The organism is Streptomyces sp. V3I8 (assembly GCF_030817535.1).
GTDB lineage: Bacteria > Actinomycetota > Actinomycetes > Streptomycetales > Streptomycetaceae > Streptomyces.
This window is the reverse complement of record NZ_JAUSZL010000002.1, coordinates 5,862,633-5,875,244: the sequence shown is the minus strand read 5'-3', so window position 1 is coordinate 5,875,244 and position 12,612 is coordinate 5,862,633. Positions and strand designations below refer to the sequence as shown.

The following is a 12,612-nucleotide window of genomic DNA, read 5'->3' as shown; positions in this document are numbered from 1 at the left end:
CGGGAACGGCGCGATCGGTCGTCGACGGGTCCGCCGCCGCCGGAGCCGGCCGTCAGCCCCCCGACGTGTCCAGCTCCGCGTCCTCGCTGATGCCCGCGCAGTCGTAGGGGTCCTTCAGCCAACCGTCCGGCAGGACGACCCGGTTGTTGCCGGACGTCCGTCCGCGGGGGCCGTCCGCGCCCACCGGCCACGGCTGGTCGAGGTCCAGCTCCTCCAGCCCTTCGGAGAGCGCCGCCAGCGACGAGGTGACCGCGAGCCGCCCGCGCATCTGCGACCCGACCGCGAACCCCTTCAGGTACCAGGCCACGTGCTTGCGGAAGTCGATGACCCCGCGGGCCTCGTCCCCGAGCCACTCCCCGAGCAGCGTCGCGTGCCGCACCATCACGGCCGCCACCTCCCGGAGGGCCGGACGGGCGAAGTCACCGGGCCGCCCCTCGAACGCCGCCACCAGGTCCGCGAACAGCCAGGGCCGCCCGAGGCAGCCCCGCCCGACCACCACCCCGTCGCACCCGGTCTCCCGAACCATCCGCAGCGCGTCGTCCGCCGACCAGATGTCGCCGTTGCCGAGGACGGGGATCTCCGGAACATGCTCCTTCAGCCGGGCGATCGCGTCCCAGTCGGCCGTCCCGCCGTAGTGCTGGGCCGCGGTGCGCCCGTGCAGCGCGATCGCCGTCACGCCCTCCTCGACCGCGATCCGCCCGGCGTCGAGGAAGGTGATGTGGTCGTCGTCGATGCCCTTGCGCATCTTCATGGTGACCGGCAGGTCCCCCGCCCCGGACACCGCCTCGCGCAGGATCGCCCGCAGCAGGTGCCGCTTGTACGGGAGGGCCGAACCGCCGCCCTTGCGGGTCACCTTGGGGACCGGGCAGCCGAAGTTCAGGTCGATGTGGTCGGCCAGCCCCTCCTGCGCGATCATGCGGACGGCCTTGCCGACGGTCGCGGGGTCGACGCCGTACAGCTGGATCGACCGCGGCGTCTCCGACGCGTCGAACCGGATCAGCTGCATCGTCTTCTCGTTGCGCTCGACCAACGCCCGCGTAGTGATCATCTCGCTGACGAACAGCCCCTTGCCCCCGCTGAACTCCCTGCACAGGGTGCGGAACGGCGCGTTCGTGATGCCCGCCATGGGGGCGAGCACGACGGGCGGCCGGACGGTGTGCGGACCGATCTGCAGCGCGGTGTTCACCGCGGGCGCGGGCATGGATGTGAGCGTGGGCATGGCCCCATTGTCACGTACGCCGGCCCGTGACGGTAGTCGTTAGTTAGGGACACTACCGACATGGGCGTACCCTGGTGCCATGCCTGAGCTCAGCCCCCGCCGGCGCATGCTGGTGCTCGCGATCTGCTGCATGAGCCTGCTGATCGTGAGTCTCGACAACACCGTTCTCAACGTCGCGCTGCCCTCCATGCAGAAGGATCTGCACGCGAGCCTGTCGGGCATGCAGTGGACGATCGACGCGTACACGCTCGTGCTCGCCGCCCTGCTGATGCTCGCGGGCTCGACCGCCGACCGCATCGGCCGCCGGAAGGTCTTCATGGCGGGGCTGGTGGTCTTCACCATCGGCTCGGTCCTGTGCTCGCTCGCGCCCGACCTGGAGTCGCTCGTCGCCTTCCGCATGATCCAGGCGGTCGGCGGCTCGATGCTCAACCCGGTCGCCATGTCGATCATCACCAACACCTTCACGGACCCGCGTGAGCGGGCCCGCGCGATCGGTGTCTGGGGCGCCGTGGTCGGCATATCCATGGCCGCCGGCCCGCTGGTCGGCGGCCTCCTGGTGGACTCGGTCGGCTGGCGCTCGATCTTCTGGGTCAACCTGCCGGTGGGCCTGGCCGCGCTCCTGCTCACCCTGCGGTACGTGCCCGAGTCCCGCGCCCCGAAGGCCCGCCGCCCCGATCCCGTCGGCCAGCTCCTGGTGATCGCGCTGCTCGGCTCCCTGACGTACGCGATCATCGAGGCGCCCGACTCGGGCGCCGCCGAGACCGTCGTCTTCGGCGCGGTCGCGCTCGCCGCGCTGACCGCTCTGCTCTGGTACGAGCCGAGGCGCGACGAACCCCTCATCGACCTGCGCTTCTTCCGGTCGGCGCCGTTCAGCGGGGCGACGGTGGTGGCGGTCAGCGCGTTCTCGGCGCTGGGCGGGTTCCTCTTCCTGTCGACGCTGTACCTGCAGAACGTGCGGGGCCTGAGCGCGCTGCACGCGGGACTGTGGATGCTGCCGATGGCGGCGATGACGTTCGTCTGCGCGCCGCTGTCGGGCCGCCTGGTCGGCAACCGCGGTCCGCGGCTGTCCCTGCTGGTGGCCGGTACGGCGATGACGGCGAGCGGGGTGCTGTTCGCGGCGTTCGAGGCGGAGACGGCGAACGTGACGCTTGTCATCGGGTACGTGCTGTTCGGGCTGGGCTTCGGTTTCGTGAACGCGCCCATCACGAACACGGCGGTCTCGGGGATGCCCCGGGCGCAGGCGGGGGTGGCGGCGGCGGTCGCCTCCACCAGCCGTCAGATCGGCCAGACGCTGGGCGTCGCGGTGATAGGCGCGGTCCTGGCCTCGGGGGTCGGCACGGCCTCCTACCGGGGCGCGTTCGTCCCGGCGGCGCGGCCCGCATGGTGGATCATCGCGGCCTGCGGCCTCGTGGTCCTGGTGGTGGGAGCGGCGACGAGCGGCCCCCGGGCCCGCCGCTCCGCCGAGCGCACGGCCCACGCACTGGAAGCGCCGGAAATCAAGGAGTCGGCAAGCATCCACTGACCCCGCCCCGCCTCCCCAGGGGCGCGGGGAACTGCGCGACCAACCCCCACCGGCCCGCACGTGCGGGCCGGTCCCCCCACGGCTCAGGCCCGCCCCGCAGCGCCCCGCAACCGTTCGAGCCGCTCGCGCGACTCCCCGTCCGCCGGCGCGTACGTCACCATCCGCGCCCCCTGCGCCGGCCCGAGCCACAGATCGGTGTGGACGAGCGTCAGCCGCCCCACGTACCGGTTGTCGAACAGCTTCGTCTTGCTCCGCGCCCCCACCACCTCGTGCCGCCCCCACACCTCCCGGAACTCCTCCGACTCGGCGCACAACCGCTTGAGCAGCATCTTCCAGGCGGGATCGGCGAGATGCCCGGCCATGGCCGCCCGGAACTTCGCGGCCATCAGCCGCACCGTCTCGTCGAGCAGCACGATCGAGGACCGCCACTGCTCGTTGGTCGTGATGAGGAGCATGCAGTTGCGGTCCTCCGGCGCCACCTCGTCGAGGTCGCACAGCAGCCGGCCGTACGTGCGGTTGTACGCGAGGATGTCGTACCGGCTGTTCTGGATGCAGGCGGGCAGCGGCTCCAGCTGCTCCAGCATCTGCAGCAGCGCCGGTGTGATCGTCGGACACCGCCACGCCGGAGTCGGGTCGACGGCGCCGGCCAGCTGGAAGAGATGGGCCCGCTCGTTCGAGTCCAGCATCAGGCTGCGGGCGAGCGCGTCGAGGACCTGCACGGAGACCTGGATGTCCCGGGCCTGCTCCAGCCACGTGTACCAGGTGACGCCCACCGAGGAGAGCTGGGCGACCTCCTCCCGCCGCAGCCCCGGCGTGCGGCGGCGGCTGCCCCGCGGCAGGCCCACCTGCTCGGGCGTGATGTGCTCCCGCCGGTGCCGCAGGAACGCGGCGAGCTCGTGCCGCCGTACCTCCGACTCCCCCGCGGGCCGCCCGTCCGGCCCGCGCAGGGGCACACCGGCGGCCGACGGCTCCCGTACGCCCACCAGGCCCCCTGCGACCACCCCCACCCCCGCCCCCGCCGTTGCGGCTGCCGCCGTACCCACCCCTGATTCCCCGGCCGTGATCGTCATGTCTCCAGCCTGCCGTCCCGCGGACCCTGTTGCCAGGTACTCCTCCTACCAGGATAAGAAGACTCTGGTACCCGGCTGGGAACGGGCGGACGATCGGTTCCGTGACCGAAACCCTGGCTCCCCGCACCACCCGCCCGCCGGCCGGCCCACCCCTGCTCGGCGCGCTCGGACTGTTCACCGTGCTGCTCGGCGCGGCCCTGCCCCTCGTCGACTTCTTCATCGTGAACGTCGCCCTGCCCACGATCGGCCACGACCTGGCCGCGGGCGACGCGGTCCTGGAACTCGTCGTCTCCGGCTACGGAGTCGCGTACGCCGTGCTCCTCGTCCTCGGCGGCCGGCTCGGCGACATGTTCGGCCGGCGCCGGCTCTTCCTCGGCGGCATGGTGGCCTTCGGGCTGACCTCGCTGGCGTGCGGCCTCGCCCCGACGGCCTGGACGCTCGTCGCGGCGCGCGCCGCCCAGGGCGCGGCCTCCGCGGCGATGCTCCCGCAGGTCCTCGCCACCATCCAGGCGGCGACCCGGGGACCGCGCCGCGCCAGGGCGATGGGCCTGTACGGCGCCACGGCCGGCCTCTCCATGGTGGCCGGGCAGATACTCGGCGGCGTCCTCGTCGCGGCGGACATCGCGGGCACCGGCTGGCGCGCGGTCTTCCTGGTGAACGTACCCGTCGTGCTGCTGGGCCTGTTCCTGGCCGCGCGGGCCGTCCCCGAGACGCGCTCGCAGCACCCGCAGCCGGTGGACGTCCCCGGCACGGTCCTGCTCGCCGTGACCCTCGTCTCCCTGCTCGCCCCGCTCACCGAGGGCCGGGCGGCGGGCTGGCCCCTGTGGACGTGGCTGTCGCTCGCCCTGTCCCCCGTCGCGGCGACCGCCTTCTACCTGGTCGAGCGCCGGGCGGAACGCCGGGGCCGCACCCCGCTGGTCCCGCCGGGGCTCTTCTCGAACCTGCCCCTGCGCCGCGGCCTGGTGATGATGGTCCCCTTCTCCATCGGCTTCAGCGGCTTCATGTTCGTCATCGCGGTGGCGCTCCAGCAGGGCGTGGGCCTGAGCCCGGTCCGGGCCGGCCTCACCCTCGCGCCGATGGCGCTCTCCTTCTTCGTGATGTCGCTGCTGGGCCCCCGCCTCGTGACCCGCTGGGGTACGCGCGTGGTGACGGCGGGCGGCCTGCTCCAGGCGGTCGGCGTGGGCGTCCTCGCCCTCACGGTGTGGGGCTCCTGGCCCCACGTCGGCGGTCTCGAACTCTGGCCGGGGGTGATCGTCGCGGGCGCGGGACAGGCCCTGCAGCTCCCCGTCCTGTTCCGCGTCGTCCTCTCCGAGGTGCCGGCGGACCGCGCCGGGGTGGGCGGCGGTGTCATGATCACCGTCCAGCAGTCCGCGCTGGCCCTGGGCGTCGCCACCCTCGGCACCCTGTTCCTGAGTCTCGTCCCGGGCCACGGCATGGGCGACGCCCTGGCGGTGACCCTGCTCGTGCAGCTCGCCGGTGTCGTCCTCACCACCGCCCTGAGCCTGCGGCTGCCCCGCGAGATCACCTGAGCCGCCCGCCCCGGGGCCGGTCAGCTGGGGAACATCCCGGCGGTCGCGTTGACCCAGGTGCCGGTGAGACCGGTCGCCGCGTCGGAGGCGAGGAACGTCGCGAGGGCCGCGATGTCCGCGATCCGGGGCGAGCGCCTCGTCATCCGCAGGCTGTCGAGGTGCGCGCGGATGCCCTCGACGGCCGCCTCGTCCGGGGCGGGCGCACCGGCGGCGCTCAGCTTCTCGGGGGTGAGGGTGTCGACCACGCCCGCGGTCCAGATGCCGAGCGCGCGGACGCCCGCCGGACCGGCCTCCTGGGCGAACTGGCGGATCAGCGCGTCGAGCGCGCCGTCGGCCGCCCCGGTGCCGCCCAGCATCGGACTGCCGTTGTGGGAACCGCTGTTGAGGGCGAGGACCACACCCGACCCCTGTGCGGACATCCGGCGGACGGCGGCCCGGGCGGTGATGAACTGGCAGGTGATGCCCTGCGTGACCGGCCGGGTGTAGTCCGCCACCGACATGTCGGTCAGGGGGACGCCCTGGAAGTCGCCGCGCGGCACCAGGTTGAACGAGATGTCGATGCGGCCGGCCCGTTCGACGACCGAGGCGGCGTGCGCCTCGACGGCCTCCTCGTCACCGGCGTCGAGCACGTCGTACGCGGCCCCGGTCGCGTCGGCGACCTCGCGCAGCGTCTTCTCCGTCCGGCCGGCGAGGAACACCCGCGCCCCGGCCTCCGCGTACGCCTCGGCGACACCCGCGCCCAGGGAACCCGCTCCGCCGTAGACGACCGCGACCTTGTTCTGCAGCATGGCTCTTCGACCCTTCGGTGGGGGCGCGTGGTGCGCCCGTCGTCCTGTATGACGTGCCCGCCGCGGAAACTCATCGCTCCCGGCGCCACCGGTACGGCCCCGTACGGACTTCACCGACCGTACAGGTCGCGTACGGGCTCAACGGGGCTCAGAGCGTCATGGGCAGTCCGAAGGCCGCGAACAGGTGGGGTTCGAAGGTGGTGATCTGGGCAATCAGGCCGTCCTCGACCCGCAGGACGTCGATGAGCTGGGCCCGGAAGACGCTGGTCCCGGGCCGTCGCAGATAACCGGCGACCGCCGGCTGGCCGTTGGCCCGCACCGGAAGGTGCCGCCAGTGGCCGGCGAACATCGGCGAGGCCGGATCGAGGTTCGGCCGCACGAACGCGAAGAGCGCGTCGCGCGAGGTGAACCAGAACGGGTTGGGCGGCATGGTGAGCACGGCGTCCTCCCGCACCAGCTCGACCATGGCGTCGATGTCGGCCCGGGCCACGACCTCCATGTAGCGGCGCAGGAGTTCCTGGTCGCCGGCGGTGGGCGGACGCGCCGACCAGTCCTCACGGCGGCCCGGCAGCGCCTCCCGCAGGGCCGACCTGCCGCGCTGCAGGGCGCTGTTGGCCGAGGCCTGGCTGGAGCCGAGCAGGTCGGCGGTCTCCCGGGCCGACCAGCCGGCGACGTCGCGCAGGATCACCGCGGCCCGCTGGCGGGGCGGCAGGTGCTGGATGGCGGTGAGGAAGACCAGCTCCAGGGTCTCGCCGGCCACCGCCTCCTCGTCCGGCTCGGGCCGGGGCCCGACGGCCCCGGGCAGCTGGTCGTCGGGGAACGGCTGGAGCCACGGCACGCTCGGGGGCGGCGGGCCGTCACCGGAGTCCATGCCCGGCACCGGCTCGTAGGGGGCGGGCCGCCGGTTGTGCCCGCGCAGGAAGTCCAGGCACACACGGGTGGCGATCGTGTAGAGCCAGGCCCGCGGGTTGCCGACGTCCGCCAGGCCGTCCCGGGCCCGCCAGGCCCGCAGGAACGCCTCCTGGGTGAGGTCCTCGGCCTCGTCGTACGAACCGAGCATCCGGTAGCAGTGCACCCGCAGCTCTTTGCGGTGCGCCTCGACGAGGGCGTCGAAGTCGCCCTCCCCGGCCCGCTCTCCCGCCGCCCGCACGACACCGGATTCCGTCACACGCGAACCCGTGACACCGGGGACCGCGGTACCGGAGTCCGGCACACCGGGGACCGCGGTACCGGAGTCCGGCACACCGGGGGCCGCGGCGCCGGCACTCGTCACGGCGGCGGGCGTGACGGATTCCCCGTCCGCGGTGGCGGCGACCCCTTCCGTCCCACCGGCCTCTTCGGCCCCACCGGCCTCTTCGGCCCCGTGGGTCTCACGCGCTGCCCGGGCGAGCCGGCGCAACTGGGCGAAACGCGCCGACACGGCCTCCACATCGGCGTGGAAGGCGGGCGCGGGTTCCAGCCGCAGGCGCCGCAGCCGGTCGCCCAGGTCGGCGACCAGTTCCCCGGCGGGCGCGGCGGCCGGCCGCCGCCGCTCCCGGTAGGCGCGCTGACGGCACGCCTGCGAGCAGTACGAGGCCGTCCGGCCCGGGCCCCCGCCGCCCTCGATCGGGCGCCCGCAGGTCTGGCACTTCCCTGTCATACCTGCACGCTAGAACCTGCACCACGAGCCCCGCAACGCGCGGAACGCGCACAGAACTCACTTCACACGGACCCCTGTTGATGTTGTTCTTGCTGCACACTCCATAGCGCGCCGGAACCGGAGCGCGACGACCAGGAGGCGCACGGTGCAGACGAACACCAGCAAGGTGAGCCGCTGGGACCAGCACGGCCGCGAGCACGTCGTACGGGTGCAGCGCTCGGGCATGCAGCGGACGATCAGATGCGATACGTGCGGCTGGCGCAGGGCGGCCCAGTTCCTGCCCTGGCTGAAGGCCGAGGAACACCTCACACAGGCGCACCAGGCGACGGTGGACCCGGCGCGCACCTGAAAAACCGCACCTCGCCGGGCCCGCGGCCGGATCAGGCGCGCAGCCCCCGCAGCACCAGCTCCACGACCGCCGCGAACTCGTCCTCGACGGCGGGCTGTTCCCACGCACCGGCATGGCACGGGTCGTGGAAGCGGTCCGTGGCGTGGAAGAGGGCGAGGGCTCCGGCGGCGGGGTCGGCGACGGCGAAGGCGCCCGAGTCGACACCGGACCGGATGATCGTCGTCAGCTGGCCGGTCAGGGTGGCTATGTGCTCGCCGACCACCTCGCCGCTCTCCCCGGTGAGCACCATGTACGTGGCGAACAGTTCGGGGTCGTCGCCCGCCTTGCGGCGCTTGGCGGTGAACAGGGCGGCGAGCCAGTCCCGCAGGCGGGCCTCGGGGTCACGGTCCTGCGCGACGATGGCGTCGAGCATCTCCGACGTACGGTCCAGCCACCGCTTGGTGACCGCCTCCCGCAGCGCCGCCTTCGTACGGAAGTGCCGGTAGACGCTGCCGTGGCTGACGCCGAGCGCGCGGGCCACGTCCACCACGGTGGCCTTCGCGGGCCCGTGGCGGCGCAGCACCTCCTCGGTCGCCTCGAGGATGCGCTCGGCGGTCAGGATCTCGGTGGTCCCCATGGTGACGACCGTACCGGCGGCGCGGTCAGCGCTCGCTGTCGAGGTGTGCCATCTGCGCGGACGGGTAGCGGTCGCCCGCGGCGGCCCCGGCCGGCACCGCGTCCTCGATCGCGGTGAGGTCGGCGGTGTCGAGGACGACGTCGAGCGCCCCGAGGGCCTCCGTCAGCCGCTCCCGGGTGCGGGCGCCCACCAGCGGCACGATGTCCTCGCCGCGGGACAGCGCCCAGGCGATGGCGATCTGCGCGACGGACACGCCCTTCCGCTCGGCGATCTTCCGCAGCGCCTCGACGAGGTTCAGGTTGTGCTGGAGGTTCTCGCCCTGGAAGCGGGGGCTGAACGCCCGGAAGTCGTTCGCGGCGAGCTGCCGGTCGCGCGTGAAGTGCCCGGAGATCAGGCCGCGCGACAGCACGCCGTACGCGGTGATGCCGATGCCCAGTTCACGGGTGGTGGGCAGGATCTCGTCCTCGATGCCGCGCGAGACGAGGGAGTACTCGATCTGCAGGTCCGCGATCGGGGCGGTGGCCGCCGCCCGGCGCACGGTCTGCGCGCCCACCTCGCTCAGCCCGATGTGCCGTACGTACCCCTTCTCGACGAGTTCGGCGATGGCGCCGACGGTCTCCTCGATGGGGACGTCCGGGTCGACGCGCGCGATGCGGTAGACGTCGATGTGGTCGACGCCGAGCCGCTGCAGCGAGTACGCCGCGAAGTTGTGCACCGCGGCGGGCCGCCCGTCGTAGCCGGACCAGGCGCCCCGAGGATCGCGCAGGGCCCCGAACTTCACGCTGACCAGGGCCTGTTCACGCCGGGCTGCCGGGGCGCTCCGCAGCGCCTCGCCGATCAGCATCTCGTTGTGCCCCATGCCGTAGAAGTCGCCGGTGTCGAGCAGCGTGACGCCGGCCTCCAGGGCGGCGTGGATCGTGGCGACGGCCTCGCCCCGGTCGGCGTCCCCGTACAGCGCGGACATCCCCATGCATCCGAGTCCGAGGGCGGAGACCTGGGGACCGGTGGTTCCGAGGGTCCGGTGGATCATCTGGCACTCCTTGTACGTCCGTGACGAAGCGATGCCCCCACCTTGGCATGACAGCTGACAGATTTCAATATCTGTCAGCTGTCACCATCCCGGCAACCGAAAAGCCCTCGGCCCCCTCACGTACGTGAGGGGGCCGAGGGCCACTTACCCAGGGGCGCGGGGAACTGCGCGGCCGGCCGCGACGCACCCGTGGACGAACGACTGCCGCGCCGTCCGCGAGCGGCTAGCAGCCGACGAGGCGGCTCGCCAGGTACCCCTCGATCTGGTCGAGGGAGACCCGCTCCTGCTTCATCGAGTCCCGCTCGCGCACGGTCACCGCGTTGTCCTCGAGCGTGTCGAAGTCGACGGTCACGCAGAACGGCGTACCGATCTCGTCCTGCCGGCGGTAGCGGCGGCCGATCGCGCCGGCGTCGTCGAAGTCGATGTTCCAGTGCTGCCGCAGGGCGGTCGCGAGGCCCTTGGCCTTCGGCGACAGCTCCGGGTTGCGGGACAGCGGCAGCACCGCGACCTTCACCGGCGCGAGCCGCGGGTCGAGCCGCAGCACGGTCCGCTTCTCCATCTTGCCCTTGGCGTTGGGCGCCTCGTCCTCGACGTAGGCGTCCAGCAGGAACGCCAGCATCGCGCGGCCGACACCGGCCGCCGGCTCGATGACGTACGGCGTCCAGCGCTCGCCGGCCTCCTGGTCGAAGTAGGAGAGGTCCTGGCCGGAGGCCTTGGAGTGCGCGGAGAGGTCGTAGTCCGTGCGGTTGGCGACGCCCTCCAGCTCACCCCACTCGTTGCCGCCGAACTGGAAGCGGTACTCGATGTCGGCGGTGCGCTTGGAGTAGTGCGAGAGCTTCTCGGCCGGGTGGTCGTACCAGCGCATGTTCTCCTCGCGCAGGCCCAGGCCGGTGTACCAGTTCCAGCGCTCCTGCATCCAGAACTCCTGCCACTTCTCGTCCTCGCCCGGCTTGACGAAGAACTCCATCTCCATCTGCTCGAACTCGCGGGTGCGGAAGATGAAGTTGCCGGGCGTGATCTCGTTGCGGAAGGACTTGCCCATCTGCGCGATGCCGAACGGCGGCTTCTTGCGCGAGGTCTGCTGGACCTGGGCGAAGTTGGTGAAGATGCCCTGCGCGGTCTCGGGGCGCAGGTAGGCGACGGAGCCGCTGTCCTGCGTCGGGCCGAGGTGCGTGGAGAGCAGGCCGGAGAACTGCTTGGGCTCCGTGAAGGTGCCCTTGTTGCCGCAGTTGGGGCAGTTGAGGTCGGCCAGGCCCTTCTCGGGGAGGCGGCCGTGCTTGGCCTCGTAGGCCTCTTCGAGGTGGTCGGCGCGGTACCGCTTGTGACAGGAGGTGCACTCGGTGAGCGGGTCGGAGAACGTGGCGACGTGACCGGAGGCCACCCAGACCTCGGTCGCCAGGATCACGGAGGAGTCGAGGCCGACGACGTCCTCGCGCGACGTCACCATGTAGCGCCACCACTGACGCTTGATGTTCTCCTTGAGCTCGACACCCAGCGGTCCGTAGTCCCAGGCGGCCCGCTGGCCGCCGTAGATCTCACTGCACGGATAGACGAAGCCACGGCGCTTGCTCAGGCTGACGATGGAGTCGATCTTGTCGGCGGCCACGGTGCTCTCTTCATTACGACGACGGGCGAAAATTGACTGGTGCGGCGCGAAGCGCCTCGATGGGGGGTGGCGGTCGGGTGACGGGCGGGCGGTTGCTTCACAGCGATTGCTTCAGAGCGAATGCCTCAGATTACCGGCGGCCCCGCCCTCCGGATCAAATCGGTTCCAGGTCACGGCCGCCCCCGGCGGTCGCACCGTCGCATACCGGGATGAAGCCCAGGTCACAACTCCGGTTATTGACAATCGTTTCCAGAATCATTGAAAATGACTGTCATGAACGTACGACGACGCCACATGTCCGCGACCGTGATCGCGGCGGTCACCGCCCTCGGTCTCGGCACCCTCTCCGCCTGCTCGTCCGACTCCGAGGCCGCCGGCTCCGGCAGCGGCGGGAAGCTCGACGTCGTGGCGTCGTTCTATCCGATGCAGTTCCTCGCCGAGCGGATAGGCGGGGACCACGTCGACGTCACCGGCCTGACCGAGCCCGGTCAGGAGCCGCACGACCTGGAGATCAGCGCCAAGCAGACGGCGCAGCTCCAGGAGTCGGACGTGGTCCTGTACCTGAAGAACCTCCAGCCCTCCGTCGACGAGGCGGTCGCCCAGTCCGGCATCGGGACCAAGGTCGACGCGGCGACCCTGACCGAACTCGAGAACCACGGCGGCGCGGGCCACTCCCACGAGGGCGAGGACGAGCACGCCGAGGAGGAGGGCGAGGGGTCCGGCCCCGACCCGCACATCTGGCTCGACCCGGTGAAGTACTCCCAGGTCGCCGAGGGCGTGGGCAAGGCCCTGGAGAAGGCCGACCCGGACAACGCGGCGGACTACAGGAAGAACACCGAGGCGCTGACGAAGAAGCTCGGCGACCTCGACACCGAGTTCGAGGACGGGCTGAAGGACACCGACTCCAAGGTCTTCTTCACCAACCACTCCGCTTTCGGTTACCTCGCCGAGCGCTACGGCCTGACCCAGGAGTCCATCTCCGGCCTCGACCCCGAGAGCGAGCCGAGCGCCGCCCGGATCAAGGAACTCCAGCAGGAGGCCGAGGCGGACGGCGTCACCACCGTCTTCTACGAAACACTGGTCTCGGACAAGACCGCGAAGACCCTGGCCGACGACGCGGGGCTGAGGACTGATGTACTCGACCCCCTCGAGGGCATCACCGACAAGTCCAGGGGCGACGACTACATCGAGGTCATGCGGTCGAACTTGAAGGCTCTGGAAAAGGCCCTCGGCGCGAAGTGACG

General features: G+C 71.9%; 11 protein-coding genes. 4 read left to right on the top strand and 7 right to left on the bottom strand.

Annotated features, from left to right (window positions below):
• Window positions 1-52 precede the first annotated feature (52 nt).
• Entirely contained in the window at window positions 53-1,219 is a 1,167-nt protein-coding gene (gene dusB, locus QFZ75_RS26105; RefSeq protein ID WP_307540658.1) for a tRNA dihydrouridine synthase DusB, read from the bottom strand.
• 79 nt (window positions 1,220-1,298) lie between these two features.
• Here dusB and QFZ75_RS26100 point away from each other — a divergent pair, with 79 nt between their 5' ends.
• Window positions 1,299-2,741, top strand: a complete 1,443-nt coding sequence (locus tag QFZ75_RS26100; RefSeq protein ID WP_307540656.1) for an MFS transporter — start codon at window positions 1,299-1,301, stop codon at window positions 2,739-2,741.
• 83 nt (window positions 2,742-2,824) lie between these two features.
• Here QFZ75_RS26100 and QFZ75_RS26095 read toward each other — a convergent pair whose 3' ends face one another.
• Window positions 2,825-3,811 carry a helix-turn-helix transcriptional regulator gene (locus QFZ75_RS26095; protein WP_307540654.1) on the bottom strand — a complete coding sequence of 329 codons (987 nt, stop codon included), beginning with the start codon at window positions 3,809-3,811 and terminating at the stop codon, window positions 2,825-2,827.
• A gap of 101 nt (window positions 3,812-3,912) precedes the next feature.
• Here QFZ75_RS26095 and QFZ75_RS26090 point away from each other — a divergent pair, with 101 nt between their 5' ends.
• Window positions 3,913-5,340, top strand: a complete 1,428-nt coding sequence (locus QFZ75_RS26090; RefSeq protein WP_307540653.1) for an MFS transporter — start codon at window positions 3,913-3,915, stop codon at window positions 5,338-5,340.
• A gap of 20 nt (window positions 5,341-5,360) precedes the next feature.
• Here QFZ75_RS26090 and QFZ75_RS26085 read toward each other — a convergent pair whose 3' ends face one another.
• The gene (locus QFZ75_RS26085; protein ID WP_307540651.1) at window positions 5,361-6,128 is read right to left on the bottom strand and encodes an SDR family NAD(P)-dependent oxidoreductase; all 768 of its coding nucleotides are present in this window, start codon (window positions 6,126-6,128) and stop codon (window positions 5,361-5,363) included.
• 148 nt (window positions 6,129-6,276) lie between these two features.
• Window positions 6,277-7,767: an RNA polymerase subunit sigma-70 gene (locus QFZ75_RS26080; RefSeq protein ID WP_307540648.1), complete on the bottom strand. Its 1,491-nt coding sequence runs from the start codon at window positions 7,765-7,767 to the stop codon at window positions 6,277-6,279.
• Window positions 7,768-7,912: 145 nt separating this feature from the next.
• Between QFZ75_RS26080 and QFZ75_RS26075 the strand changes: the two genes are divergently transcribed.
• Complete coding sequence (locus tag QFZ75_RS26075) at window positions 7,913-8,116, top strand: hypothetical protein (RefSeq protein ID WP_307540646.1); 204 nt, start codon at window positions 7,913-7,915, stop codon at window positions 8,114-8,116.
• Between the two features lie 31 nt (window positions 8,117-8,147).
• On the opposite strand, the gene QFZ75_RS26070 is transcribed toward QFZ75_RS26075, so the two are convergent.
• The 3 genes from QFZ75_RS26070 to QFZ75_RS26060 all read right to left on the bottom strand — a co-directional run bounded on the left by QFZ75_RS26070 (window position 8,148) and on the right by QFZ75_RS26060 (window position 11,368).
• Window positions 8,148-8,732 (bottom strand): TetR family transcriptional regulator, encoded by a 585-nt coding sequence (locus QFZ75_RS26070; protein WP_307540644.1) that lies wholly within the window; start codon window positions 8,730-8,732, stop codon window positions 8,148-8,150.
• A gap of 25 nt (window positions 8,733-8,757) precedes the next feature.
• The gene (locus QFZ75_RS26065; RefSeq protein ID WP_307540642.1) at window positions 8,758-9,762 is read right to left on the bottom strand and encodes an aldo/keto reductase; all 1,005 of its coding nucleotides are present in this window, start codon (window positions 9,760-9,762) and stop codon (window positions 8,758-8,760) included.
• Window positions 9,763-9,985: 223 nt separating this feature from the next.
• Window positions 9,986-11,368, bottom strand: coding sequence for a glycine--tRNA ligase (locus QFZ75_RS26060; protein ID WP_307540641.1), 1,383 nt, complete (start codon window positions 11,366-11,368; stop codon window positions 9,986-9,988).
• A gap of 273 nt (window positions 11,369-11,641) precedes the next feature.
• Between QFZ75_RS26060 and QFZ75_RS26055 the strand changes: the two genes are divergently transcribed.
• Window positions 11,642-12,610 (top strand): metal ABC transporter substrate-binding protein, encoded by a 969-nt coding sequence (locus tag QFZ75_RS26055; RefSeq protein ID WP_307540640.1) that lies wholly within the window; start codon window positions 11,642-11,644, stop codon window positions 12,608-12,610.
• Window positions 12,611-12,612: the final 2 nt, after the last annotated feature.

Excerpts from the sequence above, each read along its gene's own strand:
- QFZ75_RS26085 (WP_307540651.1), bottom strand. The coding sequence starts at position 6,128 with ATGCTGCAGAACAAGGTCGCGGTCGTCTACGGCGGAGCGGGTTCCCTG.
- QFZ75_RS26055 (WP_307540640.1), top strand. The coding sequence starts at position 11,642 with ATGAACGTACGACGACGCCACATGTCCGCGACCGTGATCGCGGCGGTC.
- QFZ75_RS26065 (WP_307540642.1), bottom strand. The coding sequence starts at position 9,762 with ATGATCCACCGGACCCTCGGAACCACCGGTCCCCAGGTCTCCGCCCTC.
- QFZ75_RS26100 (WP_307540656.1), top strand. The coding sequence starts at position 1,299 with ATGCCTGAGCTCAGCCCCCGCCGGCGCATGCTGGTGCTCGCGATCTGC.
- QFZ75_RS26070 (WP_307540644.1), bottom strand. The coding sequence starts at position 8,732 with ATGGGGACCACCGAGATCCTGACCGCCGAGCGCATCCTCGAGGCGACC.
- dusB (WP_307540658.1), bottom strand. The coding sequence starts at position 1,219 with ATGCCCACGCTCACATCCATGCCCGCGCCCGCGGTGAACACCGCGCTG.
- QFZ75_RS26095 (WP_307540654.1), bottom strand. The coding sequence starts at position 3,811 with ATGACGATCACGGCCGGGGAATCAGGGGTGGGTACGGCGGCAGCCGCA.
- QFZ75_RS26080 (WP_307540648.1), bottom strand. The coding sequence starts at position 7,767 with ATGACAGGGAAGTGCCAGACCTGCGGGCGCCCGATCGAGGGCGGCGGG.